This window comes from Streptomyces sp. R44, from assembly GCF_041053105.1.
Lineage (GTDB): Bacteria > Actinomycetota > Actinomycetes > Streptomycetales > Streptomycetaceae > Streptomyces.
The window spans coordinates 4,253,834-4,279,446 of sequence record NZ_CP163444.1 but is presented as its reverse complement, the minus strand read 5'-3'; the positions used below and the strand labels follow the sequence as shown (position 1 = coordinate 4,279,446).

At 72.0% G+C, this 25,613-nt stretch carries 20 protein-coding genes; 12 read left to right on the top strand and 8 right to left on the bottom strand.

Annotation, left to right across the window (positions count from 1 at the left end; translation table 11 throughout):
- Nucleotides 1-11: 11 nt before the first annotated feature.
- On the bottom strand, nt 12-671 hold the full coding sequence (locus AB5J54_RS19800) for a response regulator transcription factor (protein ID WP_190104357.1): 660 nt from the start codon (nt 669-671) through the stop codon (nt 12-14).
- Between the two features lie 339 nt (nt 672-1,010).
- On the opposite strand from AB5J54_RS19800, the gene pdhA reads away from it, so the two are divergent.
- The 7 genes from pdhA (at nt 1,011) to AB5J54_RS19765 (ending at nt 12,030) form a co-directional block, all read left to right on the top strand.
- A complete protein-coding gene (pdhA, locus tag AB5J54_RS19795; RefSeq protein ID WP_369145248.1) occupies nt 1,011-2,201 on the top strand; it encodes a pyruvate dehydrogenase (acetyl-transferring) E1 component subunit alpha in 1,191 nt (396 codons plus the stop codon).
- 2 nt (nt 2,202-2,203) lie between these two features.
- A complete protein-coding gene (locus AB5J54_RS19790; RefSeq protein WP_369145247.1) occupies nt 2,204-3,184 on the top strand; it encodes an alpha-ketoacid dehydrogenase subunit beta in 981 nt (326 codons plus the stop codon).
- A gap of 13 nt (nt 3,185-3,197) precedes the next feature.
- Complete coding sequence (locus AB5J54_RS19785; protein WP_369145246.1) at nt 3,198-4,586, top strand: dihydrolipoamide acetyltransferase family protein; 1,389 nt, start codon at nt 3,198-3,200, stop codon at nt 4,584-4,586.
- Nucleotides 4,587-4,724: 138 nt separating this feature from the next.
- Nucleotides 4,725-9,443, top strand: coding sequence for a DUF6531 domain-containing protein (locus AB5J54_RS19780; RefSeq protein WP_369145245.1), 4,719 nt, complete (start codon nt 4,725-4,727; stop codon nt 9,441-9,443).
- 32 nt (nt 9,444-9,475) lie between these two features.
- Entirely contained in the window at nt 9,476-9,970 is a 495-nt protein-coding gene (locus AB5J54_RS19775) for a hypothetical protein (protein WP_369145244.1), read from the top strand.
- A gap of 81 nt (nt 9,971-10,051) precedes the next feature.
- Nucleotides 10,052-10,726, top strand: coding sequence for a GntR family transcriptional regulator (locus AB5J54_RS19770; protein WP_369145243.1), 675 nt, complete (start codon nt 10,052-10,054; stop codon nt 10,724-10,726).
- Entirely contained in the window at nt 10,723-12,030 is a 1,308-nt protein-coding gene (locus AB5J54_RS19765) for a nitrate/nitrite transporter (RefSeq protein ID WP_369145242.1), read from the top strand. The genes AB5J54_RS19770 and AB5J54_RS19765 overlap by 4 nt, the downstream gene beginning before the upstream one ends.
- 4 nt (nt 12,031-12,034) lie before the next feature.
- Here the strand turns inward: AB5J54_RS19765 and AB5J54_RS19760 are convergent, their stop codons facing one another.
- A complete protein-coding gene (locus AB5J54_RS19760; RefSeq protein ID WP_369145241.1) occupies nt 12,035-12,862 on the bottom strand; it encodes a maleylpyruvate isomerase family mycothiol-dependent enzyme in 828 nt (275 codons plus the stop codon).
- Between the two features lie 155 nt (nt 12,863-13,017).
- Here AB5J54_RS19760 and AB5J54_RS19755 point away from each other — a divergent pair, with 155 nt between their 5' ends.
- Entirely contained in the window at nt 13,018-13,815 is a 798-nt protein-coding gene (locus AB5J54_RS19755; protein ID WP_369145240.1) for a carbon-nitrogen family hydrolase, read from the top strand.
- The gene (locus AB5J54_RS19750) at nt 13,815-14,996 is read left to right on the top strand and encodes an SMI1/KNR4 family protein (protein WP_369145239.1); all 1,182 of its coding nucleotides are present in this window, start codon (nt 13,815-13,817) and stop codon (nt 14,994-14,996) included. The genes AB5J54_RS19755 and AB5J54_RS19750 overlap by 1 nt, the downstream gene beginning before the upstream one ends.
- A gap of 6 nt (nt 14,997-15,002) precedes the next feature.
- Here the strand turns inward: AB5J54_RS19750 and AB5J54_RS19745 are convergent, their stop codons facing one another.
- Together AB5J54_RS19745 and AB5J54_RS19740 are read right to left on the bottom strand one after the other, a co-directional pair.
- Complete coding sequence (locus tag AB5J54_RS19745; protein ID WP_369145238.1) at nt 15,003-15,611, bottom strand: hypothetical protein; 609 nt, start codon at nt 15,609-15,611, stop codon at nt 15,003-15,005.
- 51 nt (nt 15,612-15,662) lie between these two features.
- Complete coding sequence (locus tag AB5J54_RS19740; RefSeq protein ID WP_369145237.1) at nt 15,663-17,165, bottom strand: PLP-dependent aminotransferase family protein; 1,503 nt, start codon at nt 17,163-17,165, stop codon at nt 15,663-15,665.
- Between the two features lie 78 nt (nt 17,166-17,243).
- On the opposite strand from AB5J54_RS19740, the gene AB5J54_RS19735 reads away from it, so the two are divergent.
- A complete protein-coding gene (locus tag AB5J54_RS19735) occupies nt 17,244-18,440 on the top strand; it encodes a PLP-dependent aspartate aminotransferase family protein (protein ID WP_369145236.1) in 1,197 nt (398 codons plus the stop codon).
- A 13-nt stretch (nt 18,441-18,453) separates the two neighbouring features.
- Here AB5J54_RS19735 and AB5J54_RS19730 read toward each other — a convergent pair whose 3' ends face one another.
- Nucleotides 18,454-18,945 carry an LURP-one-related/scramblase family protein gene (locus tag AB5J54_RS19730; RefSeq protein WP_369145235.1) on the bottom strand — a complete coding sequence of 164 codons (492 nt, stop codon included), beginning with the start codon at nt 18,943-18,945 and terminating at the stop codon, nt 18,454-18,456.
- A gap of 107 nt (nt 18,946-19,052) precedes the next feature.
- On the opposite strand from AB5J54_RS19730, the gene AB5J54_RS19725 reads away from it, so the two are divergent.
- Nucleotides 19,053-20,858: an NHL domain-containing thioredoxin family protein gene (locus AB5J54_RS19725; RefSeq protein ID WP_369145234.1), complete on the top strand. Its 1,806-nt coding sequence runs from the start codon at nt 19,053-19,055 to the stop codon at nt 20,856-20,858.
- 165 nt (nt 20,859-21,023) lie between these two features.
- Here the strand turns inward: AB5J54_RS19725 and AB5J54_RS19720 are convergent, their stop codons facing one another.
- From AB5J54_RS19720 to AB5J54_RS19710, 3 genes are all read right to left on the bottom strand, one after another.
- Nucleotides 21,024-21,368, bottom strand: coding sequence for a hypothetical protein (locus AB5J54_RS19720; protein WP_369145233.1), 345 nt, complete (start codon nt 21,366-21,368; stop codon nt 21,024-21,026).
- 58 nt (nt 21,369-21,426) lie between these two features.
- Nucleotides 21,427-22,734, bottom strand: a complete 1,308-nt coding sequence (locus AB5J54_RS19715) for a M18 family aminopeptidase (protein ID WP_369145232.1) — start codon at nt 22,732-22,734, stop codon at nt 21,427-21,429.
- A 140-nt stretch (nt 22,735-22,874) separates the two neighbouring features.
- Nucleotides 22,875-24,704, bottom strand: a complete 1,830-nt coding sequence (locus AB5J54_RS19710; RefSeq protein WP_369145231.1) for an acyl-CoA dehydrogenase — start codon at nt 24,702-24,704, stop codon at nt 22,875-22,877.
- Between the two features lie 343 nt (nt 24,705-25,047).
- Here AB5J54_RS19710 and AB5J54_RS19705 point away from each other — a divergent pair, with 343 nt between their 5' ends.
- Nucleotides 25,048-25,566: an SseB family protein gene (locus tag AB5J54_RS19705; RefSeq protein WP_369145230.1), complete on the top strand. Its 519-nt coding sequence runs from the start codon at nt 25,048-25,050 to the stop codon at nt 25,564-25,566.
- Nucleotides 25,567-25,613 lie beyond the last annotated feature (47 nt).

The window sequence follows — 25,613 nt, the reverse complement described above, 5'->3', positions numbered from 1 at the left end:
CGGCCGGCTCCTCAGTGACGCTCGGCCTGGAGCCTCGCCACGTACGCCGCGGCCTGCGAGCGCCGCTCCATGCCCAGCTTCGACAGCAGGCTGGAGACGTAGTTCTTGATGGTCTTCTCCGCGAGGTGGAGGCGCTCGCCGATGACCCGGTTGGTCAGGCCCTCGCCGATCAGGTCCAGGATCTTCCGCTCCTGCTCCGTCAGGTTGGCGAGCTTGTCGTCGCGCTTCGGGTTGTTGCCGTCGCGCAGCCGCTCCAGGACCCGGGCGGTGGCCACCGGGTCGAGCAGGGACTTGCCGGCCGCCACGTCCCGCACGGCGTTGAGGAGTTCGTTCCCCCGGATCGCCTTGAGCACATAACCCGAGGCCCCGGCCATGATCGCGTCGAAGAGCGCCTCGTCGTCCGCGTACGAGGTCAGCATCAGGCACTTGATCGACTCGTCCTGCGAGCGGATCTCCCGGCACACCTCCACTCCGCTGCCGTCCGGCAGTCGCACGTCGAGCACGGCGACGTCGGGGCGGGTCGCGGGGATCCTGACCAGCGCGTCCGCCGCCGTGCCGGCCTCGCCGACCACCTCGATGTCGTCCTCCACGGAGAGCAGCTCGTGGACGCCGCGCCGCACGACTTCGTGGTCGTCCAGCAGAAATACCCGGATTTTTCCTTCTTCGCGCACGCGGTCAGTCTCACATATTGGGTCTTCCGGCGCCCGGGGTGCGCGGGATAACCTCCCGGGTGTTCCGACGACGGCGTCGGGTCGTTGTCCATGCCGCTGACCAGCAGCGCTTCCCCCATTTCTCGATTTACTTGGAAATCCAAGCAAAATCGCAGGTCAAGTGGGGTTTCGCGGGAATGCCGCGTAATGGGTAACGTGCCTATGACGGCGCTCGCCGGAGCACCTGTCACGCCCCACTCCGGCCGCGTCGCACCCACCCCGTGCGAAGGTACGGACAAGGCGGAGCCGCACTGGCCTCACCGGCGAACCCGGGGGCCGGACCGACGGAGGAGCACGCACGTGACCGTGGAGAGCACTGCCGCGCGCAAGACGACGCGACGCAGCAGCGGCACCAAGCGCACCGCAAGCGCGAGCACGAGCACCACCAAGAAGGCGACCACGAAGCCTGCCACGGCCTCGGAGCCCGAGCTCGTTCAGCTGCTGACGCCCGAAGGGGAGCGCGTCCAGCACCCCGACTACGACATCGATCTGAGCGCCGAGGAGCTGCGCGGTCTCTACCGCGACATGGTCCTCACCCGCCGCTTCGACGCCGAGGCGACCGCCCTGCAGCGTCAGGGCGAGCTGGGCCTGTGGGCCTCGCTGCTCGGCCAGGAGGCCGCACAGATCGGTTCCGGCCGGGCCCTGCGCGACGACGACTACGTCTTCCCGACCTACCGCGAGCACGGCGTCGCCTGGTGCCGCGGGGTCGACCCGACGAATCTGCTGGGAATGTTCCGCGGCGTGAACAACGGCGGGTGGGACCCCAGCAGCAACAATTTCCACCTGTACACGATCGTCCTCGGCTCGCAGACCCTGCACGCCACCGGCTATGCCATGGGCATCGCCAAGGACGGCGCGGACTCCGCCGTGCTCGCGTACTTCGGCGACGGCGCCTCCAGCCAGGGCGACGTCAACGAGTCGTTCGTGTTCTCCGCGGTCTACAACGCCCCGGTCGTCTTCTTCTGCCAGAACAACCAGTGGGCCATCTCCGAGCCCATCGAGAAGCAGACCCGCGTCCCGCTCTACCAGCGCGCCCGCGGCTTCGGCTTCCCCGGCGTCCGCGTCGACGGCAACGACGTCCTGGCCTGCCTGGCCGTGACCCGCTCCGCCCTGGAGCGCGCCCGCCGCGGCGAGGGCCCGACGCTCATCGAGGCCTTCACCTACCGGATGGCCGCCCACACCACCTCCGACGACCCGACGCGCTACCGCCGCGACGCGGAGCGCGAGGCCTGGGAGGCCAAGGACCCGATCCTGCGCCTCAAGGTGTACCTGGAGAACGAGGGCCACGCCGACGCGGCCTTCTTCGAGGCGCTGGAGGCCGAGAGCGAGGCCCTCGGCAAGAGCGTCCGTGAGGTCGTCCGCGCCATGCCCGTCCCGGAGCACATGGCGATGTTCGACCACACGTACGCGGACGGGCACGCGCTCGTCGACGAGGAGCGCGCGCAGTACGCCGCCTACCAGGCGTCCTTCGAGGGCGGAGAGGCCGAGTAATCATGGCTGTTCAGAACCTTCCCCTCGCGAAGGCGCTCAACGAGTCGCTGCGCAAGGCCCTGGAGACCGACCCGAAGGTCGTCATCATGGGCCTGGACGTCGGCAAGCTCGGCGGTGTCTTCCGGATCACCGACGGTCTGCAGAAGGACTTCGGCGAGGACCGGGTGGTCGACACCCCGCTCGCCGAGTCCGGCATCGTCGGCACCGCGATCGGCCTCGCCCTGCGCGGCTACCGGCCGGTCGTGGAGATCCAGTTCGACGGCTTCGTCTTCCCGGCGTACGACCAGATCGTCACCCAGCTGGCGAAGATGCGGGCCCGTTCGCTCGGCACGGTGAAGATGCCGGTCGTCATCCGCATCCCGTACGGCGGCGGCATCGGCGCCGTCGAGCACCACTCCGAGTCCCCCGAGTCGCTCTTCGCGCACGTCGCGGGCCTCAAGGTCGTCACCCCGGCGAACTCCTCCGACGCCTACTGGATGCTCCAGCAGGCGATCCAGAGCGACGACCCGGTCATCTTCTTCGAGCCCAAGCGCCGTTACTGGGACAAGGGCGAGGTCGACACCGAGGCCATCCCCGGCGAGCTGCACAAGGCCCGCGTCGCCCGCGAGGGCACGGACCTCACCCTCGTCGCCTACGGCCCGATGGTGAAGACCTGTCTCGAGGCGGCCGCCGTCGCGGCCGAGGAGGGCAAGTCGGTCGAGGTCGTGGACCTGCGCTCGATCTCGCCGCTCGACTTCGACACCATCCAGGCCTCGGTCGAGAAGACCCGCCGCCTGGTGGTCGTCCACGAGGCCCCGGTGTTCTTCGGCTCCGGCGCGGAGATCGCCGCCCGGATCACCGAGCGCTGCTTCTACCACCTGGAGGCCCCCGTCCTGCGGGTCGGCGGCTACCACGCGCCGTACCCGCCGGCGCGCCTGGAGGAGGAGTACCTGCCGGGCCTGGACCGCGTGCTCGACGCCGTCGACCGCTCGCTGGCGTACTGAGGAGAGCACGACCATGACGATCCGCGAATTCAAGATGCCCGACGTGGGCGAGGGCCTGACCGAGGCCGAGATCCTCAAGTGGTACGTCCAGCCCGGTGACACCGTCACCGACGGGCAGGTCGTCTGCGAGGTCGAGACCGCCAAGGCCGCGGTCGAGCTGCCGATCCCCTTCGACGGCACGGTCCACGAGCTGCTGTTCCCCGAGGGCACGACGGTCGACGTCGGCCAGGTCATCATCTCGGTGAACGTCGGCGGCGGCGCCGAGCCCGAGGCGCCGGCGGCGCCGGCCGTGGCCGCCGCCCCCGCGCAGGAGCCGGTGGCCGAGCCGGAGCCGGAGGGCCGCCAGCCGGTCCTCGTCGGCTACGGCGTGGCCGCGAGCTCCACGAAGCGCCGGGCCCGCAGGACGGCGGCCGCTCCGGCCGCCGCCCAGGCCGCCCCGGTGGTCCCCGAGCAGCTGAACGGTCACGCCCCCGCGGGCGCCCGCCCGCTGGCCAAGCCGCCGGTGCGCAAGCTCGCCAAGGACCTCGGCGTCGACCTGGCGTCGGTCACCCCGACCGGCCCGGACGGGATCATCACCCGCGAGGACGTCCACCGCGCGGCCGCCCCGGCGCCCGCTCCGGTCGTCGAGGCCCCGGCCCCCGTGGCGGCCCCCGCGCCGGTCGCGGCTCCGGTCCAGGCGGCCCCCGCCGTCCCGTCGGACGCCCGGGAGACCCGTATCCCCATCAAGGGCGTACGGAAGGCCACGGCGGCGGCGATGGTCGGCTCGGCCTTCACCGCGCCGCACGTCACCGAGTTCGTGACCTTCGACATCACGCGCACGATGAAGCTGGTCGAGGAGCTCAAGTCCGACAAGGACATGGCGGGCCTGCGGGTCAACCCGCTCCTCCTCATCGCCAAGGCCGTCCTGGTCGCGGCCAAGCGCAACCCGGACATCAACGCGGCCTGGGACGAGGCGGCGCAGGAGATCGTCCTCAAGCACTACGTGAACCTGGGCATCGCCGCGGCCACCCCGCGCGGTCTGATCGTGCCGAACATCAAGGACGCGCACGCCCAGACCCTGCCCCAGCTCTCGCAGTCCCTGAGCGAGCTCGTCGCCACCGCCCGCGAGGGCAAGACGACCCCGGCGGCGATGCAGGGCGGCACCTTCACCATCACCAACGTCGGCGTCTTCGGCGTCGACACCGGTACGCCCATCCTGAACCCCGGCGAGTCCGCGATCCTCGCGGTCGGTGCCATCAAGCTCCAGCCGTGGGTCCACAAGGGCAAGGTGAAGCCGCGTCAGGTCACCACGCTGGCCCTCTCCTTCGACCACCGCCTGGTCGACGGCGAGCTCGGCTCCAAGTTCCTGGCGGACGTCGCCGCGATCCTGGAGAACCCGAAGAGGCTCATCACCTGGGCGTAGTGCCGAGGTTCGTCCGTTTCACGTGAAACATCCGGCGGTGGCTCCTGCCACCGCCGGATGCGTTTCCGCGTCCTTCTCCGTGGTAGGACTGTTCCGCTTCGCGAACGAGACGAAGCACACGGACGCACAGGGGGAAGCATGGCGGTCACGGTGCCCGGTTGGGCGGACACGCTCCTCGATCTCATAGGCGTGGCCTGGCCCAATGTGGACGAGGACGCCTACCGGGACATGGCGGACGCCCTGCGGGAATTCGCCTCCGACCTGGAGGACGACGGGCAGCTCGCCAACAACCATGTGCAGCGGCTGCTCTCCTCGGGGCACGGCGAGGCCCTCGACGCCCTCAACGGTCACTGGGGCAAAGTCAAGGACAAGCACATCAAGGACATCGCCTCGGCGGCGCGCACCATCGCCGGCGGTGTCGACGCCGCCGCGACGGCCGTCGAGGTCATGAAGGGCGCGGCCCTCGTCCAACTCGGCTATCTGGCCTCGGAGGCCGGGATCGCCCTCTCCCTCATCCCGGTCACCGGCGGGCTCTCCGCGCTGATCGGCGCGGGCGCCATGCGGGCCACCCAGGAGGTGGTCAAGCGCCTCATCAAGGAGTGCATGGAGGAGGCGGTCTCCTACATCGTCTCGGCCATGACCGAGCCGGCCGTCGCCGCCCTGGAGAACCTCGCCGCCGACCTCGTCGTCCAGCTCGGCGCCACCGCCCTCGGCCTCCAGGACGGGGTGAACCTCGACCAGGCCAAGCAGGCGGGCGCGGACGGCTTCAAGGACGGCGTGCAGTCCTCCAAGGACGCCCTGAAACTCGCCTCCGCGGGCGGCTCGGGCGGCGGCCCCGGCGGCGGCAAGGGCTTCTCCATCGACCATGCCGAGCACGACCACGCCGGCACCCAGCTCAACGGCGTCAGCGTCGCCATCCACGGCAAGACCAGCGGGAAGCTCACCAGGGCCCGGTCGCACCACGGCCGCACCCGGGGCCGTGACTCCATCGCCCAGGCCCTCGACCCGGTCCTCGACAAGGCGATGGACGCCCTCGCCAAGTCCGCCACGACCATGGGGGACCACGTCGGCAAGACGCTCCCCAAGGCCGTCAAGCAGATCTCCGTCGACCACAAGAACCACGACGACGACGTGCGCGTCCGCCTCGCCAACGAGCGCCGCAAGCACGAGGACGGCGGCGGCAAGGGCCCCGGGGGCGGCCCGAACGACAAGCGCGGCCCGTCCGCCGTGAAGCCCGACTCGATGAAGGACGCGAAGGACGACCCTCGGGGCAAGGGAACCCCCGTCAACACCCGCCGCTGCGCGACCGACCCGGTCGACATCGCCTCCGGCGAGATGATCCTCGCCCAGACCGACCTGGCCCTGCCCGGCGTCCTGCCCCTGATCCTGCGCCGCACCCACCTCTCCGGCTACCGCTACGGCCAGCTCTTCGGCCGCAGCTGGGCCTCCACCCTCGACGAACGCATCGAACTCGACCCCCGCGGCGGGGCGCTCCTGGCCCGCGAGGACGGCTCCGTCCTCGTCTACCCGAGGCTCCCGCAGGCCGAGGACGACGAGGTGTGGCCGGTCGAGGGCGCCCGGCTGCCGCTCTCGCTCGCCGACGCGGGCGCGCTCGGCGAGGTCACGTACGCGATGCGCGACCCGCACGCCGGGATCACCCGCCACTACACCGGCAACCCGTTCCGCGGCACGCTCTACTACTGGCTCCGCTCCATCGAGGACCGGCACGGCAACGTCGTCCACATCCAGCGCGGCGACGACGGCCTGCCCTCCTCGGTCGTCCACGAGGGCGGCTACCGCGCCCTCGTCCTCACCGACCCGGAGGCGGGCCGGGTCACCGGCCTCTCCCTGTACGCCCCGGAGGGGGCGAGGACCCTCGCCTCGTTCGGGTACGACCCCTTCGGCAACCTCGACACCGTCACCAACTGCTCCGGCCGCCCGCTCCGGTTCACCTACGACGACCAGGCCCGCGTCACCTCCTGGACCGACCGCAAGGGTGCCGTCTACCGGTACGTGTACGACTCCGCCGGCCGGGTCGTCGAGACCATCGGACCCGACGGCTTCCTCTCCTCCCGCTTCGCCTACGAGACCGACGCCGCCACCGGACACCGCCTGACCCGCTTCACCGACTCCACCGGGGCCGTCGCGGTCGTCCGGCTCAACGAGCTCGGCCAGGTCGTCGCCGAGACCGACCCGCTCGGCAACACGGTGCTGCGCAGCTGGGACCGCCACGACAACCTGCTCTCCCGCACCGACCCGCTCGGCAACGAGGCCCACTTCACCTGGGACGACCACGCCGACCTCACCCGCATCCGCTTCCCCGACGGCACCGAGGCCACCACCGCCTACGACGCCCTGCACCTGCCGGTGGCGGTCACCGGCCCCGACGGCACGACCTGGCGCCAGACCTTCGACGCCCGCGGCAACCGCACCGAACTCCTCGCCCCGGACGGCGCGGTGACCCGCTTCACCCACGACGCCTTCGGCGCGCTCACCGCACGCACCGGCCCCGACGGGGCCACCGAGCGCTTCACGACCGACGACGCCGGCGTCACCCTCACCACCACCGACGCCCTCGGCCACACCTACGCCGTCGCCCGGGACGCCTACGGCCGCCCGGTGCGCGGCACCGACCCCACCGGCGCCGTCACCGCCATGGAGTGGACGCCGGAGGGCTGGCTCTCCCGCCTGACCGGCCCGGACGGCAGCACCGAGAGCTGGACCTGGGACGAGGAGGGCAACTGCGCCTCCCACACCGACGCGACCGGCGCCACCACCCGCTTCGAGTACGGCCACTTCGACCTGCTCACGGCCCGGACGGGCGCGGACGGGGCCCGCTACGCGTTCCGCTACGACACCGAGCTCCGGCTCACCGAGGTGCTCGGCCCGCAGGGCCTGACCTGGACGTACGTCTACGACGCGGCCGGCCGGCTGGTCTCCGAGACCGACTTCGACGACCGCACCGTCCGCTACGCCTACGACGCCTGCGGCCGGCTCGTCGCCCGCACCGGCCCGCTCGGCGACACCACCACCCTCACGTACGACGTGTGCGGCCGGCTCCTCACCAAGGAGATCGCGGGCCGCACGACCCGCTACGTCTACGACGCGGCCGGCCGGATCACCTCGGTCACGTCCCCCGACTCCACCCTCACCCTGGAACGGGACGCCCTCGGCCGGGTCCTCGCCGAGACCGTCGACGGACGCACCCTCCGCTACGAGCGGGACGCGGCGGGCCGGGTGGTGTCCCGCACCACGCCGACGGGCGCGGTGTCGACCTTCGCCTACGACGCCACCGGGCAGCGCACCGAGCTGGTCAGCGGCGGGCACGCGCTGCGCTTCGGCCGGGACGCCCGGGGCCGTGAGCTCAGCCGGGTCTTCGGCGAGGCCGACCGGCCCGTGACGCTGGCCTCCGAGTGGAACGCCGCCGGACGGCTGGCCGGCCAGACCCTCACGGGCCCCCGCGGCGAGCTGCGCTCCCGCGGCTACGCCTACCGGGCCGACGGCTGCCCGGAGGAGGTGACCGACCGGCTGACCGGCCGCGTCACCCTCTTCGGCCTCGACGTCGTGGGCCGCCCGACCGAGGTGACCGCGGACGACTGGTCGGAGCGCTACACCTACGACGCCATGGGCAACCAGACCCACGCCGAGTGGCCGGACCGGGCGCTGCGGGACGAGGGCCGGGGCGCGCGCAGCTACGGGGGCACCCGGGTGCTCGCCGCCGGCGCGGTCCGCTACGAGTACGACGACGCGGGCCGGGTGGTGCTGCGGCAGCGCACCCGGCTCTCCCGCAAGCCGGAGACCTGGCACTACACCTGGGACGCCGAGGACCGGCTGACGGCCTGCCGGACGCCGGACGGGACGCTGTGGACGTACGCCTACGACCCGCTGGGCCGGCGCACGGCCAAGCACCGGATGGCGGAGGACGGCCGGACGGTCGTGCAGTCGGTCCGGTTCACCTGGGACGGCAGCCGGCTCGTCGAGCAGACGGACTCGGCCCAGGGCACCGCGCTCACCTGGGACTACGACGGCCGCCGCCCGCTCGCCCAGCTGGAGCGGCGCACGGACACCGAGGAGAGCCGCTTCTTCGCGATCGTCACGGACCTCATCGGCACCCCGAGCGAACTCGTCGACGAGGACGGGGAGGTGGCCTGGCACAGCCGGACCACCGTGTGGGGCCACACCACCTGGAACCGGGACGCCGTCGCGTACACGCCGCTGCGGTTCCCCGGCCAGTACGACGACCCGGAGACGGGCCTCCACTACAACCTGCACCGCCACTACGACCCGGCGACCGCCCGCTACACGAGCCCCGACCCGCTCGGTCTCGGCCCGGCGCCCAACCCGGTCGCCTATGTGCTCAACCCGCACGTCCGGATGGACCCCGAGGGCCTGATCGCCAAGGGGTGCACGGAGGACGGCGGCTGGTACAGCGGACTCCAGCCGGCGAACCTCAAGAACGACGACGGGACGCGGCGCACCGACGTCGACATGGAGATCAACCACATCCCGGCGAAGGACTCCTACGCCCATCTCGACCAGGCCGGCTTCCGGAAGACGAAGAGCGGCGGCGCGGGCATGGGCCCGGCGATCCGCATGGAGTACGACGACCACCGCGGCGTCACGAGCACCGGCTCCAGCAAGGAGGCCGACCAGTGGCGCGCGGACCAGCGGGCGCTCATCGACGCGGGGCGCTGGGACGAGGCGATGATGATGGACATCAACGAGATCCGTGACCTCTACGGCGACAAGTACGACACCCATATCGCCGATATGATCGATAGCCTCAAACACAACCGTAAATTCCAGAAAATGCTGGCCGACCGCGGCTGGACGATCGACTACGACATCCTGAAATAGAACCTCCTGAAAGAGAAAGGCGTGGGTGGGGAATGGACCTGCTGCTCGAACCCCCGCACGGTGTCGGGCCGGTGCGGCTCGGGATGACGCTCGACGAGGCGGTCGCGGCCGTGTCGCCCTGGGGCGAGCCCCGGGTCCGCACCCGCCCCAACCGTGTCCTGGTGACCATCTCGGCGAAGTGCGACAAGGTGGGCGTGGAGGTGCTCCTGGAGGAGGAGAACACCGTCACGGCGATCGAGCTGTGGTGGCCGGGCGAGGGGCGGGAGACCTCGACCCGGGTCCTGCTCGACGGCGAGGACGTGTTCCGCGTCCCGGCCGACGAGCTCCTGGCCCGGGCGGTGGAGCGCGGCTGGACGGTCGACGCGGAGAATCCGGAGAACCCGGTGGTCCCGGGGGTCTCGCTCGGTTTCACGCGGCAGACCTCGCAGGAGGTCCCGCGGAATGCGGACGGAATTCCGGTCCATTTCACCTCCGTTCTCGTCGCGGGTGAGAAGTACTACGACTACCGCTACGAGAACGCGGGCTGAGTCCGCCGTCCGCAGCGGCCGCCCCGTCCACGATGTGGACGGGGCTCTTTCTTGCACCTCTCTTGTATCTATGCTGTGCGCATGCCATCAGCGCCCGCCGGTCCCGCCCCGCAGCCCACCAGGCAGCCCCCTGCCGCCGACCGCGTCTACATGCACGTGAAGCAGGCCGTACTCGACCGGCGCTACGAGGGAGGCACCCTCCTGACCGAGGGCGAACTCGCCCAGGCCGTCGGGGTGTCCAGGACCCCCGTCCGCGAGGCGCTGCTCAAGCTGGAGATGGAAGGCCTCCTCAAGCTCTACCCGAAGAAGGGCGCCCTCGTCCTCGCCGTCTCCGCCCAGGAGATCGCCGACGTCGTCGAGACCCGGCTCCTCGTCGAGGAGTTCGCCGTCCGCCGGGCCGTGCCCGCCCCCGCCGGCCTGATCGCCCGTCTCGAAGAGCTCCTGGAGGAGCAGAAGCGGCGCGCCGAGGCCGGGGACCTCGCCGAGGTCGCCGTCACCGACCGCTGCTTCCACGCCGAGATCGTCCGGCACGCCGGCAACCAGATCCTCTCCCGCCTCTACGACCAGCTCCGCGACCGCCAGTTGCGCATGGGCGTCGCCGTGATGCAGTCCCAGCCCGACCGCGTCGCCAAGAACATCACCGAACACGCCGAGATCCTCGACCGCATCAAGGCCGGCGACGTCGAGGGCGCCGCGCACTGCGTCCGCCAGCACCTCAGCTGGGTCAAGGTCCTGGTCCGGGGTGAGGAGCGGTGAACAGCTCCTACGGATCCGCCGTCACCCTCCCCGGAGACCCGCCCGGCGGCCGCCGCGCCGCCCTCGTCTGGGGCGTCGGCGTCGCCGTCTACTTCGTCGCCGTCATCTTCCGCACGTCCCTGGGCGTCGCCGGACTCGACGCCGCCGACCGCTTCGACGTCAACGCCTCCGCCCTGTCCACCTTCTCCATACTCCAGCTGCTCGTCTACGCGGGCATGCAGATACCCGTCGGCCTCCTCGTCGACCGGCTCGGCACCAAGAAGGTCCTGACCCTCGGCGTCGTCCTCTTCACCATCGGCCAGCTGGGCTTCGCGCTCTCCCCCTCGTACGGCACGGCCCTCGCCTCCCGCGCCCTCCTCGGCTGCGGCGACGCCATGACCTTCATCAGCGTCCTGCGCCTCGGCAGCCGCTGGTTCCCGGCCCGCCGCGGCCCGCTCATCGCCCAGCTCGCCGGGCTCATCGGCATGGCCGGCAACCTCGTCTCCACCGTCTTCATCGCCCGCGCCCTGCACGGCCTCGGCTGGACGACCACCTTCGTCGGCAGCTCCCTCGCCGGCGTCCTCGTCCTCGTCCTGATGCTGCTCTTCCTCAAGGACCACCCCGAGGGGTACGAGCCGGAGCCCTCCTCCCACGCGGGCGCGGCCTTCGTCCGCCGCCAGATCGCCGAGTCCTGGCGCGAGCCCGGCACCCGGCTCGGCCTCTGGGTGCACTTCACCACCCAGTTCCCGGCCATGGTGTTCCTGCTGCTCTGGGGCCTGCCCTACCTCGTCGAGGCGCAGGGCCTCTCCCGCTCCACCGCCGGGACCCTGCTCACCCTGGTCGTGCTCTCGAACATGGTCATCGGCCTCGCGTACGGGCAGATCATCGCCCGCCACCACGCGGCCCGCGCCCCGCTCGCCCTCGGCACGGTCGCGGCCACCGCCCTGCTGTGGGGGACCACCCTCGCGTACCCCGGCCACGCCCCGATGTGGCTGCTCGTCACCCTCTGCCTGGTCCTCGGCGCCTGCGGACCGGCCTCGATGATCGGCTTCGACTTCGCCCGCCCGGCCAACCCGCCGGAGCGTCAGGGCACCGCCTCCGGCATCGTCAACATGGGCGGTTTCGTCGCCTCGATGACGACGCTGCTCGCCGTGGGCGTGCTGCTCGACGCGACCGGCGACAACTACCGGATCGCGTTCTCCTCGGTCTTCGTCCTGGAGACCCTCGGCATCGTGCAGATCCTCCGCCTCAAGGCCCGCACCCACCGCAGGGAACGGGAACGGCTCGTCGCGAGCCGCGTCGAGGCCGTGCACGTACCGGTGTAGCGGTCTACCGGGGCGTCACCGCGAAGTTGTCCAGGATCGCCGCCGCGAGCTCCGCGTCGCCCTCGATCTTGACCCGGTCGGCCACCTCGGCCGGCCGGACCCGGCCGCAGGCGAGCCGTACGAACGTCTCCCAGTCCGTCGCCAGCGTCACCGCGGGACCCAGGGACGGCGCGCCGTCGATCGAACCGCGGCCCTCCGCGTCCACCCGCACCGTCCGCAGGAACTCCACCGGACCGGTCACGTCGAGCACCACCGCCGAGGACGCGGGCGCCCCGGCGTCCTTCGCGACCACGTCCGGCAGCGCCTCCAGGAGCACGTCCCGGGCCACCAGCGCACCCGCCGAGTCCAGGTTCCCCGGCACGCCGAGGGCCGTCCGCAGGTCCTGCTCGTGCACCCACACGTCGAAGGCACGGTCCCGGTAGGCCAGTTCGAGGGACTGCTCGGCGCCGAGGGGAGCGCGGATCAGATGCTCGGGGGAGCGGTTCTCGTTGCGGAGCTGCCGGGCCCGGCGGATCAGGATGTACTCCAGCTCCGAGGTCATCTCCGGCGCCGTGTGGTGCCGCCGCACATCGACCTGGACCTCCATGTAGCGCGCGAAGTCACTGCGTACGTGGTACAGGTCGCGGGGCAGGGAGTGGATCGGCCGCGGATCGCCGAGCATCTCCGTCTCCATGCCGATCACATGGGACACGATGTCCCGCACCGACCAGCCGATGCACGGGGTCGGCCGGTTCCACTCGCCCTCCACGAGCGGCTGGACCAGCTCGGCTATCGCCTCGATGGAATGGGTCCAGGCGTCGGCGTAGTTCTGGAGGCTGGGATGGACGGTCACGGGACCCCTCGGCGGTTCTTCGGTGCGCGGGCTGAAAACACGACTGGGTGGGAGGCTCGGACGCTAAGTTACGCTGCCCGAAGGCACCCCGGCAGTGCTTTCGTGTGACGATCGTAGGCCGGTGTTGACGGCTCGAATGCCAGGACGGTGGTAGTGTGCGCGCCTCGCTGATCCAGATCGCGGTAGACCCGGACGAACCGGTCGATGCCCGTCGCGCCCGCGTGGCGCGTCTCGTACGGGAGGAATCCGGCCGCGCGGACCTCGTCGTCCTGCCGGAACTGTGGACCGTCGGCGCGTTCGCGTCCGACCTCTTCGCCGCCGAGTCCGAACCGCTGAACGGCCCCACCCACCGCGCGATGGCGGCCGCCGCCCGCGACGCCGGCGTCTGGCTGCACGCCGGATCCTTCGTCGAGGCGGAGGGCGGCGCCCTCTACAACACCTCGCTCGTCCTCTCCCCCGACGGAGAGCTCGCCGCCTCCTACCGCAAGATCCACCGCTTCGGCTTCGACAAGGGCGAGGCCGTCCTCATGGCGGCCGGCGAGGACCTCGTCACCGTCGACCTGCCGACCCTCACCGTCGGTGTCGGCACCTGCTACGACCTGCGGTTCCCCGAACTCTTCCGCGGCCTCGTCGACGCGGGCGCCCAGGCCTTCGTCGTCCCGGCCGGCTGGCCCGCCCGGCGCCGCGCCCACTGGACCCTCTTCGCCAAGGCCCGGGCCGTCGAGAACCAGGCGTACGTCCTCGCCTGCGGCACCGCCGGCACCCACGCGGGCGTGGAGCAGGCCGGGCACTCGATCGTCGTCGACCCCTGGGGCGAGACCCTCGCGGAGGCCGGCCCGGACGAGGAGATCCTCCGGGTCGTCCTCGACCCGGCGAAGGTCCGCACCACCCGGGAGGAGTTCCCGGCGCTCAAGGACCGGGTGCTGGGGATCGCGGCGCCGAGGCGGGCCTGATGCCCCACCCGGACACGGCCGACGCCGCAGCCGCAGCCGCAGCCGCAGCCGACGCAGACACCGCAGCCGCGGTCGACGCCGCGGCCGTCGCCGCCTTCGCGGAGCTCTTCGGCCCGCCGCCGGAGGGCCCCGCGGTTCCCGTCGACTGGGACGCGGTCGAGGAATGGCTCGGCCTGCGCCTGCCCGCCGACTACAAGGCGATAGCCACCGCCTACGGCCCCCTCGACATCGGCGAACGGCTCTGGCTGCACACGCCCTTCGCCAGCGACGCGCGCCTCTTCTCCTACGGGAGCTTCGTCGAGGAGGGCCGCCGGGACGCCCCCGGCGTCCTCCCCTTCGGCGAGACCCGCATGTCCGACACCCTCTACTGGGACACCACCGCCTCCGACGACCCGGACCGGTGGCCGGTCGTCGTCCACGTGCGGGACCTCGCGAACGCCGGCAAGGACCCGTGGGTCCGCCCCGGCACCACCCTCCTGCCGACCCTCACCGGCTTCGTCTCCGACGGCCTGCGCCCGCACCTCGCCCGCAGCGGCCTCGCCGGAGGCGAACTGTCCCCCTGGACCCCGCCGCCCCGGCGCCCCGAACCGACCCCCGGACAGCGCGCCGCGCTCGCCTCCGGCGGCACCGGCCTCGACACGCTCACCGCGCTGATCCCGCCGCCCGCCGAGCCGTACCTCGGTTCGGAGAGCTGGGAGTGGCTGTACGAACGCCTCGGCACCCGCCTCCCCACCGAGTACGTCCGCCTGATGGAGACGTACGGCGGCGGCGCCTGGTGCCAGTGGCTCCGCCTCCGCACCCCGCTGGGCACCGAGCGGTACGACCTGGCGGGCACCGAGGAGTGGTACGGCGCCGCCTACCGGGGCCTGCGCGCCGACCACCCCGAGTACCACCCGCTGGCCGTCTGGCCCGAACCCGGCGGCTTCCTGCCCTTCGCCGACTCCATCGACGGCGACGAGCTGTGCTGGCTCACCGAGGGCGCCACCCCCGACGACTGGCCGCTGATCGTCATTCCGCGCCACGCCGACCAGGGCCCGCCGCTCACCGGCACGCTCACCGCCACCCTCCTCGCCTGGCTGCGCGGCGAACTCCGCACGGAAGGCCTCCCCGGCCTCGTACGCCCCCACGAGGACCCGCTGGACGTCATCGGCTTCGAGGCGTACGGCCCGAAGACCGACTAGCCCGGCTCAGTACTGGGACTCGGTCCAGAAATGGGTGGCGCGGGAGAGGCCCGCCCGCACCGCGCCGGTCCGCGTCAGCGCGGAGCGGTCGACCCCCGCGAAGACCAGACCGAGCGCCAGGTCCCCGCCCTCGGCACGCCCGTCGACCCGCACGGACAGCCTGCGGCCCTTGCCGCGACCCGTCTCGCGGACGGTGATCCGGACACCGGGGTCCTCGCCGTCCGCGGCGCGGGTCAGGACGTAGCCCCGCCTGTCGAGGGCCGCGAGCCGGAAGCGGTCGCCCGCGTACCGCATCTCCAGGGCGCGCTGCTCCAGGGTGGCGCCGAAACGGTTCCGCGTCACATACACGACCCGGTCGCCGACGCGCAGCGTGGACCGGTTCAGGCCCGGCAGCCTCATCCCCTCGACGTGCGCCCCGCGCGCCTCGAAGGAGGCGGTCGGCAGCAGCCCGCCGCGTACCTCCGAGACGAGCGACCCCGGAGAGGTGCGGGGGAGGGGACAGGTCAGCGTGATCTCGCCGAACTCCGGCGAGACCCCCTGCCAGCCGGCCCGGTGGTCGTGCCGGTTCCCCGCCTTCCAGGCCCGCAGGTCGAAGGGGGTGACGTGGAGGTGCATGAAGGATTCCTACTCCGTCGAAACACAGTCGAAGGTTCGGGGGCCGCGAGGTCAGACCGTGATCCCCCGCAGCGCCGCCCGTCCCGCTTCCCGCCCCGCCTCAGGCCCCGGTGTGTACTCGGCCCAGGCCGCCGCCAGTCTCCGTACCGCCTCCGTCAGCACCTCAGGGGCCGCCAGGAAGTGCAGGCGCAGACGGCGCACGCTGCCGCCGAGCGCGTCGGTCGTGGCACCCGGGAGGACGGCCACCCCGTGCCGGAGGGCGAGCTGCGCGAAGGAGACGCCGTCGCCGTGGGGAAGCCGCACCCACAGGGTCTGCCCGCCGGTCGCCGGGGCGCACGACCAGGACGGCAGCAGCCGGGCCAGCTCGGCCCGCAGATGGTCGTGGCCCGCGCGGACCGCCCGCAGCCGGTCCGCGAGGAGCGGCCCGTACCCGTCGAGCAGCCGCACCGCCGCCAGCTGGGACGGCACGTCGCAGCCCAGGTCGTGCAGGGCCTTCAGCCGGGCGAGGCGGGCGATCAGCGGCGCGGGGCCGCGCACCCAGCCGATCCGCAGCCCGCCCCACACCACCTTGCTCAGCGAACCGACGCCGATGACCTCGCCGTACGAGGAGAGGGGAGACCACCCGGCGGCCGCGTCGAAGGCGAGGTCGGCGAGGACCTCGTCGTCCACCAGCGGCACCCCCAGCGCGTTCGCCGCCTCGACGAGCCGGCGCCCGGCGAGCGGCGGCAGGACCGCCCCCGTCGGGTTCTGGAACCGGCTGATCACATACGCCAGAGCCGGACGGTGACGCTCCATCACCCGCACCGCCTCCGCCACGTCCACCCCGTCAGGACCCACCGCCACCGGCAGCGGCACGGCGGCCGCCTCCCGGAACAGATCGAGCGCCCCCGGATACGTCGGCGCCTCCACGAGCACCCCGTCACCGGGCGCGACGAGCAGCCGGGCGAGCAGCGAGAGGGCCTGCTGCGCACCGGTGGTGACCAGGATCTGCCCCGGTGCGGTCGGCACGCCCCGCGCCGCGTACCGCGCCGCGACCGCCGCCCGCAGGGCCCCGATCCCCGCCGGGTGGTAGCCGAGGTCTCCGTCCGGGAGCACGAGACCGCGGTACGCCTCCGCCAGCTCGGCCGGCGGCCGGTCCGGGGCGGCGCAGCTCAGCAGGATCACGTCGTCCGGAGCTTCGAGGAGGTGCAGGAAGAGCGGGTTGGAGGTCTCCTTCACCCGGGGTTCTTCCAGCGTCAGCGCGGCCGCCGCCACCCGGGTCCCGCTGCCCTGGCGCCGTACCACCCGGCCCTCCTGACGGAGCGTCTCGTACGCGGCGACCACCGTCGTACGGCCCACGGCCAGGGCCCGCGCGAGCCACCGGTCCGGCGGCAGGAGTGCGCCCGGCGGCAACGCGCCCTCGTCGATCAGCCGCCGCAGCCGGGCGGCGAGCAGCACGTACAGCGGCCCGCGCCCGGCGGACCAGCGGCCGAGCCGGCCGACGAGCTCATCGGGGGACGGCGGGGACGCCGGGGACGGCGGGGACGCCGGGGACGGCGGGGACGCCGGGGACAAGTGGATTGGCTCCATCACCGAACCAATCTGCCGGGATTGGACCTGTGAAGGCAACCGGCTTCTTCCCAGACTGAGTTCATGACCCACGCCGACTCCGCGACCCCGCGTCCCGAGACCCTCGCCGTCCACCCGCCCCACGTCGAGATCACCGGCAGCAGGCCCCTCGGCATCCCCCTCCACCAGGGGCACGTCTTCGCCTTCGACTCGGCCGACGCCCTCGCCGCCGGCTTCACCTCCCCGGACGCCTTCCTCTACGCCCGCCTCGGCAACCCCACCGTCCGCGCCCTGGAGGAGGCCGTCACCCGCCTGGAGGGCGGCGCCGCCGCCCGGTCCTTCGCCTCCGGCATGGGCGCCATCAACGCCGTCCTCCTCGGCCTGCTCGGCAGCGGCGACCACGTCATCGCCCAGACCTGCCTGTACGGCGGCACGTACGCCGTCCTCACCGACCTCGCCGCCCGCTGGGGCGTCGACGTCACCTACGTCTCCGGCACCGACCCGGACGAGGTGCGGGCCGCCCTGCGCCCCGAGACCCGGCTCCTCTACCTGGAGACCATCGCCAACCCCACCACCCGCGTCGCCGACGTCCCCGCGCTCGCCGCCGTCGCCGCCGAGGCCGGCGTCCCCGTCGCCGTCGACAACACCTTCGCCTCCCCGCTGCTCTGCCGCCCCCTCGACCACGGCGCCGACATCGTCGTCCACTCCGCCACCAAGTACCTGGCCGGGCACGCGGACGTCCTCGGCGGCATCGCCGTCTTCAAGGACGCGGAGCTGTACGGGCGCGTCCGCCACCACGCCGTCGAACAGGGCGCGTCCACCGACCCGTTCGCCGCCTGGCTCACCCTGCGCGGCATGCAGACCCTCTCCCTGCGCATGGAGCGCCAGTGCGCGAGCGCCGCCGAGCTCGCCGCCCGGCTCGAAGCGCACCCGGCGGTCGAGGCCGTCCGCCACCCGGCCCTCGCGAGCCACCCGGACCGCGACATCGCCGCGCGCCTGCTGCCGGCCGGGGGCGGCGGGGTGATCTCGCTCGACCTCGCGGGCGGCCGGGACGCGGGCCGCGCCTTCGTCGAGGCGGTACGGCTCGCCTCCCTCAGCGTCTCCCTCGGCGATGTGAAGACCCTGGTGATGCACCCGGCGTCCACCTCCCACCACCAGCTCGACGCGACCGCGCTCGCGGCGGCCGGCATCGGCGCGGGCACGGTCCGGCTGTCGGTCGGCATCGAGCACGTGGAGGACCTGTGGGCGGACCTGGAACAGGCGCTGGAGAAGGCCGCCTGAGGACTTGGGGGGGTCAGTCCTCCCTCTCCCGCTCCGCCATCCGGATCACGCACACGGCGACCGCGATCTGCAGCGCCGCGTCCGCGTCCTCACGGACCACGTTCACCGCGTACGTCTCACGGACGTGGAACCACTGCCGGGAGATGTGCGCCAGGAGCTCCCCCTCGTACTCGACGGTGAACTCCCGGTCCAGGATCCGGCCGCTGACGTCCAGTCCGGTGCCGTCGACGAGCGTCACCCGGTAGTGGTTGCGGAGCAGGGAGAGCCGCTTGCGGCGGACGGTCGCGAGCGGCCGCTCGTCCCGCTCGATCGTCATCGCGTCCCGGAGGCTGAACATCTTCTGCCGCAGGGTGACCAGGACCCGCCCGTCGGGATCCTTCAGCTCCAGGGTGTCGCGCAGCCGCAGCGCCTTGCCGTCGACGAGGAAGGCGTGGCGGCCCTGCTCGTCCTCGATCCAGTAGTCGTCGCCGATCGCGAAGATCTTGTCCCGTACGAGATATTTCACGGCCCTATGTCTGCCCGGCGCCGTGGGTTTCTCACCCGAAGCACCGGGTGAACGCCTCCCGCCCCCGCCGCGCGTCGTCGACGTGGCCAGGATGGCAAGCTTGAACCATGAACGATGCCGCCCCGGCGCCCCACCCCGCGCCCGCGCCCCGACGTGCCCGTGTCCGTGCCCCCGAGCTGATCGGCAAGGGCGGCTGGCTGAACACGGGTGGAGAAGAACTGACCCTCGCCGACCTGCGAGGAAAGATTGTTCTGCTCGATTTCTGGACGTTTTGCTGCGTGAACTGCCTGCACGTCCTCGACGAGCTCCGGGACCTGGAGGAGAAGCACCGCGACACGCTCGTGATCGTCGGGGTGCACTCGCCGAAGTTCGTGCACGAGGCCGAGCATCAGGCCGTCGTCGACGCCGTCGAGCGGTACGAGGTGCACCACCCCGTGCTCGACGACCCGGAGCTCGCGACCTGGAAGCAGTACGCCGTGCGCGCGTGGCCGACGCTCGTCGTGATCGACCCCGAGGGGTACGTCGTCGCCCAGCACGCCGGTGAGGGGCACGCCAACGCCATCCGGACGCTCGTCGAGGAGCTGGAGGCCGAGCACGAGGCCAAGGGGACGCTGCGGCGCGGCGACGGGCCCTACGTGGCGCCCGAGCCCGTCGCGACCGATCTCCGTTTTCCCGGGAAGGCGGTCATCCTGCCGTCGGGGAACTTCCTCGTCTCCGACACCACCCGGCACCAGCTCGTCGAGCTCGCCGAGGACGGCGAGACCGTCGTGCGGCGGATCGGCGAGGGGGTCTTCCGGGAGCCCCAGGGGCTTGCCCTGCTCCCCGGTGGCAAGGTCGTCGTCGCCGACACCGTGAACCACGCCCTGCGGACGTACGACCCGGAGACGGGGACCATCGCGCTCGTCGCCGGTACCGGGAAGCAGTGGTGGCAGGGCTCCCCGACCTCCGGGCCCGCGCTCGACGTCGACCTGTCCTCGCCGTGGGACGTCGCCTGGTGGCAGGGCAAGGTGTGGATCGCCATGGCCGGTGTGCACCAGCTGTGGACGTACGACCCGGAGAGCGGGACCGTCGAGGTCGCCGCCGGGACGACGAACGAGGGGCTCGTCGACGGCCCGGCCGCCGAGGCCTGGTTCGCGCAGCCCTCCGGGCTCGCCGCCACCGAGGACCGGCTGTGGATCGCCGACTCCGAGACCAGCGCCCTGCGGTGGATCGACGCCGAGGGGGTCGTGCACACGGCCGTCGGGACCGGGCTCTTCGACTTCGGGCACCGCGACGGCGCCGCCGACCAGGCCCTGCTCCAGCACCCGCTGGGCGTGACCGCCCTGCCCGACGGCTCGGTCGCCGTCTCCGACACGTACAACCACGCCCTGCGCCGCTTCGATCCGGCGACGGGTGAGGTCACCACGCTCGCCACCGATCTGCGCGAGCCGAGCGACGCCGTGCTCGTCGGCGGCGACATCGTGGTCGTCGAGTCCGCCCGGCACCGGCTGACCCGGCTGCGGCTGCCCGAGGAGGCCGTCCAGGTCGAGTCCGCCGCCTACCGGACGCAGCGGGAGGCCACCGAGGTCGCCCCCGGCCGCCTCCGCCTCGACGTCGTCTTCCAGGCGCCGACCGGGCAGAAGCTGGACGAGCGCTACGGCCCCTCGACCCGCCTCCTGGTCTCCTCCACCCCGCCGGAGCTGCTCCTCGGAGGGGAAGGGACCGGGACGGATCTCTTCCGCGAGCTCGATCTGAACCCCGAGGTCACCGAGGGCGTGCTGCACGTGTCCGCGATGGCCGCGTCCTGCGACGACGACCCGGCCAACGAGTACCCGGCCTGCCACGTCCACCAGCAGGACTGGGGCGTCCCGGTGAAGGTCACGGCCGAGGGCGTCGCCCGGCTTCCGCTGATCCTCGCCGGCATGGACGGCTAGGGCCTGTCTGACAATTCCCGCCGGGTCCGGGCCGTCCGGCACGCACGCTCGCCGCACGGCCGAAACGCCCAAGTAGCTCCGCTACGAGGGCGCCCCGGCCGCACGCCGATCGCACGCACCGGACGGCCCGGCCTGATCCGACGTGAATTGTCAGACAGGCCCTAGTCAGCGGACGATCCCCTGATTCCTGGACGGGCGCCCCGCGGCCCCGTCCAGGCACCCCTCCACCCAGGCCGCCGGGTCGTGCACGGCCCGGTCGCCGCCCATCCCCTGCCGCTCCATGAGCGCGCACTCCCCGGCGAGCAGGGACCTGGTCCGGGAGCCGTCGGTGTCGTAGCCGCGGATCCGGCTCGCCTGGACGTACCCGCCCTCGTACGCGATGTCCGTGCCCCACGGGGGCCGTTCGTGGTACCGGCCGATCAGGACGCCGGCCGCCGCCGTGCCCATGAGCACGGCGACGGCGGCGACGGTGACGAACTTCCGCAGCGGTGGACCCTCATGACGGTGCATGGGGACGACGCTGCCAGGCGGGACCTTTCGCGGATGTTTCGCGCGAGCGGCGTGGGCCTCAGCCCTCCAGGAAGGCGACCAGGGCGTTCGCCAGGAGGTACGGGTCGTCGGCGCCGCAGAGTTCGCGGGCGCTGTGCATGGAGAGGATCGCGACGCCGATGTCGACCGTCGAGATGCCGTGGCGGGCCGCGGTGATCGGGCCGATCGTGGTGCCGCAGGGCATGTCGTTGCTGGAGACGAAGGACTGCCAGGGCACCCCCGCCTTCTCGCAGGCGGCGGCGAAGACCGCGCGGCCGCTGCCGTCGGTGGCGTAGCGCTGGTTGACGTTCACCTTGAGGATCGGGCCGCCGTTGACGCGCGGGTGGTGCGTCGGGTCGTGGCGCTCCGCGTAGTTGGGGTGCACGGCGTGGCCGGTGTCGGAGGAGAGGCAGACGGTGCCGGCGAAGGCGCGGGCCCGGTCCTCGTAGGAGCCGCCGCGGGCGTAGACGGAGCGCTCCAGGACGTTGCCGAGGAGGGGGCCCTGGGCGCCGGTGTCGGCCTCGGAGCCGTTCTCCTCGTGGTCGAAGGCGGCGAGGACCGGGATGTACGGGAGGTCGTCGCGGCCGGCGAGGGAGGCGAGCGCGGCGGTGGCGGCGTGGACGGACAGCAGGTTGTCCATGCGCGGGCCGGCGAGGAGCTCGCGGTCGCGGCCGAGGTAGGCGGGGGCATCGACGGCGTGGACCATGAGGTCCCAGCCGGTGACGTCCTCGGCGTCGACGCCGGCCTCGGCGGCGACGAACTCGATCAGGTCGCCCTCGTGGACCTGGCCGATGCCCCAGATGGGCTGCATGTGGCGCTGGCGGTCGAGCTTGAGGCCGTCGTTGACCTGGCGGTCGAGGTGGATGGCGAGCTGCGGGACGCGCAGCAGCGGCCGGTCGACGTTGACGAGGTGGTGGCTGCCGTCGCGGAGGGTGAGGCGGCCGGCGAGGCCGAGGTCGCGGTCGAGCCAGGTGTTGAGGAGCGTTCCGCCGTAGATCTCGACGGCGACCTGGCGCCAGCCCTGGGCGCCCATGTCGGGCTGCGGCTTGACGCGCAGGTTGGGGGAGTCGGTGTGGGCGCCGACGATCCGGTACGGGGTGTGGGCGGCGGCGCCCTCCGGCACGTACCAGGCGATGATCGCGCCGCCGCGGATCACGTACTTCCCGCCGCTCGTCCCGTCCCAGGCCGCGGTCTCCTCGACCCGGCGGAAGCCGACCTTCTCCAGGCGCTCCGCGGCGCTCGCGACCGCGTGGTACGGCGAGGGGGAGGCCGTCAGGAATGCCATGAGGTCGTCGGTGTGTCCGCGGTCGAAGGGGCCGGCGGTGGGACGGGAAGCTGCGCTGCTCATGGGTTCACCTTACGCAGGGACCGGAATTCGAATATGGGACCCCGGAAAAAGGTGAACCGGGCCGTCGGAATCGCCCGGGGCAGCAGAACGGCCCGCCCCCCTCCCCGGGGACGGGCCGTGCCTGCGGAGCGAGGTGCGTCTTAGAACGCGGCCTCGTCCAGGTCCATCAGCGAGCCGTCGACGGCCTCGGCCAGCGCGCGCTCGGCGGAGACGCCGGGCAGGACGTTGGCGGCGAAGAACTTCGCGGCCGCGATCTTGCCCTGGTAGAAGGCGACATCCTTGCCGGTGGCGCCCTCGGCCAGCTTCTCGGCGGCGACGGCCGCGCCCTTGAGGAGCAGGTAGCCGACGACGACGTCGCCGGAGGCGAGCAGCAGACGGGTGGTGTTGAGGCCGACCTTGTAGATGTTCTTGACGTCCTCGCCGGTGGCGGTGAGGTCGGTGATCATCTTGCCGACGATGCCCTCCAGGTCGACGGCGGCCTTGGCGAGCGCGTCGCGGGCGCCGGCCAGCTCCTCGCCGCCGGTGCCGACCGCGAGGAACTTCTTGATCTCCTCGGACAGCGCGTTCAGGGAGGCGCCCTGGTCGCGGACGATCTTGCGGAAGAAGAAGTCCTGGCCCTGGATGGCCGTGGTGCCCTCGTAGAGGGTGTCGATCTTGGCGTCCCGGATGTACTGCTCGATCGGGTACTCCTGGAGGAAGCCGGAGCCGCCGAAGGTCTGGAGCGACTGCGCGAGCTGCTCGTAGCCCTTCTCGGAGCCGTAGCCCTTCACGATCGGCAGGAGCAGGTCGTTCAGGCCGTGGAGCGCCTTGGCGTCCTCGCCGGCCGCTTCCTTGATCGCGATCGAGTCCTGCACGGAGGCCGTGTAGAGGACGAGGGAGCGCATGCCCTCGGCGTACGCCTTCTGCGTCATGAGCGAGCGGCGGACGTCGGGGTGGTGCGTGATGGTGACCTTGGGCGCGGCCTTGTCCATGAAGTTGGCCAGGTCGGTGCCCTGGACGCGCTCCTTGGCGTACTCCAGGGCGTTGAGGTAGCCCGTGGAGAGGGTGGAGATCGCCTTCGTGCCGACCATCATGCGGGCGAACTCGATGATGAGGAACATCTGGCGGATGCCGTCGTGCTTGTCGCCGATCAGCCAGCCCTTGGCGGGGTGCTGGTCGCCGAAGGTCATCTCGCAGGTGTTGGAGGCCTTGAGGCCCATCTTGTGCTCGACGTTGGTGGCGTAGGCGCCGTTGCGGGCGCCCAGCTCGCCGGTCTCCCAGTCGAACTCGTACTTCGGGACGAGGAAGAGGCTCAGGCCCTTGGTGCCGGGGCCGGCGCCCTCGGGGCGGGCGAGGACGTAGTGGAGGATGTTCTCCTCCATGTCGTGCTCACCGGAGGTGATGAAGCGCTTGACGCCCTCGATGTGCCAGGAGCCGTCCTCCTGCTGGATGGCCTTGGTGCGGCCGGCGCCGACGTCCGAGCCCGCGTCGGGCTCGGTGAGGACCATGGTGGAGCCCCAGCGCTTCTCGACGGCGATCTGCGCGACCTTCTTCTGCGCCTCGTTGCCCTCGTTGTAGAGGATGCCGGCGAAGGCCGGGCCGGAGGAGTACATCCAGATGGCCGGGTTGGAGCCGAGGAGGAGCTCCGCGTAGGCCCAGATGAGGGAGCGCGGGGAGACGGTGCCGCCGATCTCCTCGGGGATGCCCAGGCGCCAGTACTCGGACTCCATGAAGGCGTTGTACGACTTCTTGAAGGTGGCGGGGACCGGGGCGGTGTTGGTCTCCGGGTCGAAGACCGGCGGGTTGCGGTCGGCGTCGGCGAAGGACTCGGCCAGCTCGTTCTCGGCGAGACGGCGGATCTCGTCGAGGATGCTCTTGGCGGTGTCGACGTCCATCTCCTCGAACGGACCGGTGCCGTACACCTTGTCGCGGCCGAGGACCTCGAAGAGGTTGAACTCGATGTCGCGGAGATTCGACTTGTAGTGCCCCATGGCGACGGCTCCGTAAGGCTCGGGGAGGCAGGTTCCTCGTACACGTACCAGCGAGTAGCAACACGCTCTCTCCGATGATGCTACCCACCGGTAATAAGAAGCAACCCCTATCCGGCCATCTGTGACGTCCGTGACGTCAATCGCCGCCGTCAACTCTGGTGAGGGGCTCGCCGGCGTGCGGGTGAAGAAACCTGGCGAGCGGGCCATGATGCGTAACCGGTCGGCTACGGTAGGTGATCGAGCGCCCGTCCCGTGTGCCGGCGGGCGGCCACCCCCCTCCTGGAGCTCCCTCCATGCCCCGACTTGTAGAGGTGTGCGAACGCGTCTCGATAGGCTTGGGCTCATGTACGGCTACGAGCAGAACCCGGGTGCCCAGCAGCAGTACGCACCGCCCCAGCAGGGGCAGTACGCCCCGCCGCAGGCCGGAATGCCGGGCGGCATGCAGGCCGGGATGCAGGGCGGCGGGTACGCCCAGCAGCAGCCCCCGCTCTACCCGGAGCCCTCGCCGCCCTCCCTCGCGGACGCCGTACGCGCCTTCACGACCGGCACCCTCGCCGCCGAGGACTTCCAGCAGATCTTCGCCACCTCCAAGGTCTACTGCCCGCGCGGCGACAACCCCGGCTTCCTGGCCCTGCACAACACCCAGCAGCCGGTCATCCCGATGTTCACCTCGCTCAAGGAACTGCGGCGGTACGCGGGCAAGGAGTCGAAGTACTTCGTGATCACCGGTGCCGAGGTGATCGACCTGCTGCCGACCGGCTACGGCTTCGTCCTCGACATGGAGGGCGATCACCGCATGGTCTTCGACGCGAAGGCCGTGGAGCAGATGGTCGACTTCGCGATGCGGCGGATGTACGGCTGACGCAGGCCGGTCGCAGGTCCGGGGCGCCCGGGGGGAATTCCTCCCGG

Bases quoted from the DNA above. Each gene is read 5' to 3' on its own strand.
- AB5J54_RS19710 (WP_369145231.1), bottom strand. From the start codon at position 24,704: ATGGGGCACTACAAGTCGAATCTCCGCGACATCGAGTTCAACCTCTTC.
- AB5J54_RS19745 (WP_369145238.1), bottom strand. From the start codon at position 15,611: ATGCACCTCCACGTCACCCCCTTCGACCTGCGGGCCTGGAAGGCGGGG.
- AB5J54_RS19770 (WP_369145243.1), top strand. From the start codon at position 10,052: ATGCCATCAGCGCCCGCCGGTCCCGCCCCGCAGCCCACCAGGCAGCCC.
- AB5J54_RS19780 (WP_369145245.1), top strand. From the start codon at position 4,725: ATGGCGGTCACGGTGCCCGGTTGGGCGGACACGCTCCTCGATCTCATA.
- AB5J54_RS19790 (WP_369145247.1), top strand. From the start codon at position 2,204: ATGGCTGTTCAGAACCTTCCCCTCGCGAAGGCGCTCAACGAGTCGCTG.
- AB5J54_RS19715 (WP_369145232.1), bottom strand. From the start codon at position 22,734: ATGAGCAGCGCAGCTTCCCGTCCCACCGCCGGCCCCTTCGACCGCGGA.
- AB5J54_RS19785 (WP_369145246.1), top strand. From the start codon at position 3,198: ATGACGATCCGCGAATTCAAGATGCCCGACGTGGGCGAGGGCCTGACC.
- AB5J54_RS19720 (WP_369145233.1), bottom strand. From the start codon at position 21,368: ATGCACCGTCATGAGGGTCCACCGCTGCGGAAGTTCGTCACCGTCGCC.
- AB5J54_RS19750 (WP_369145239.1), top strand. From the start codon at position 13,815: ATGCCCCACCCGGACACGGCCGACGCCGCAGCCGCAGCCGCAGCCGCA.
- AB5J54_RS19775 (WP_369145244.1), top strand. From the start codon at position 9,476: ATGGACCTGCTGCTCGAACCCCCGCACGGTGTCGGGCCGGTGCGGCTC.
- AB5J54_RS19725 (WP_369145234.1), top strand. From the start codon at position 19,053: ATGAACGATGCCGCCCCGGCGCCCCACCCCGCGCCCGCGCCCCGACGT.
- AB5J54_RS19735 (WP_369145236.1), top strand. From the start codon at position 17,244: ATGACCCACGCCGACTCCGCGACCCCGCGTCCCGAGACCCTCGCCGTC.
- AB5J54_RS19705 (WP_369145230.1), top strand. From the start codon at position 25,048: ATGTACGGCTACGAGCAGAACCCGGGTGCCCAGCAGCAGTACGCACCG.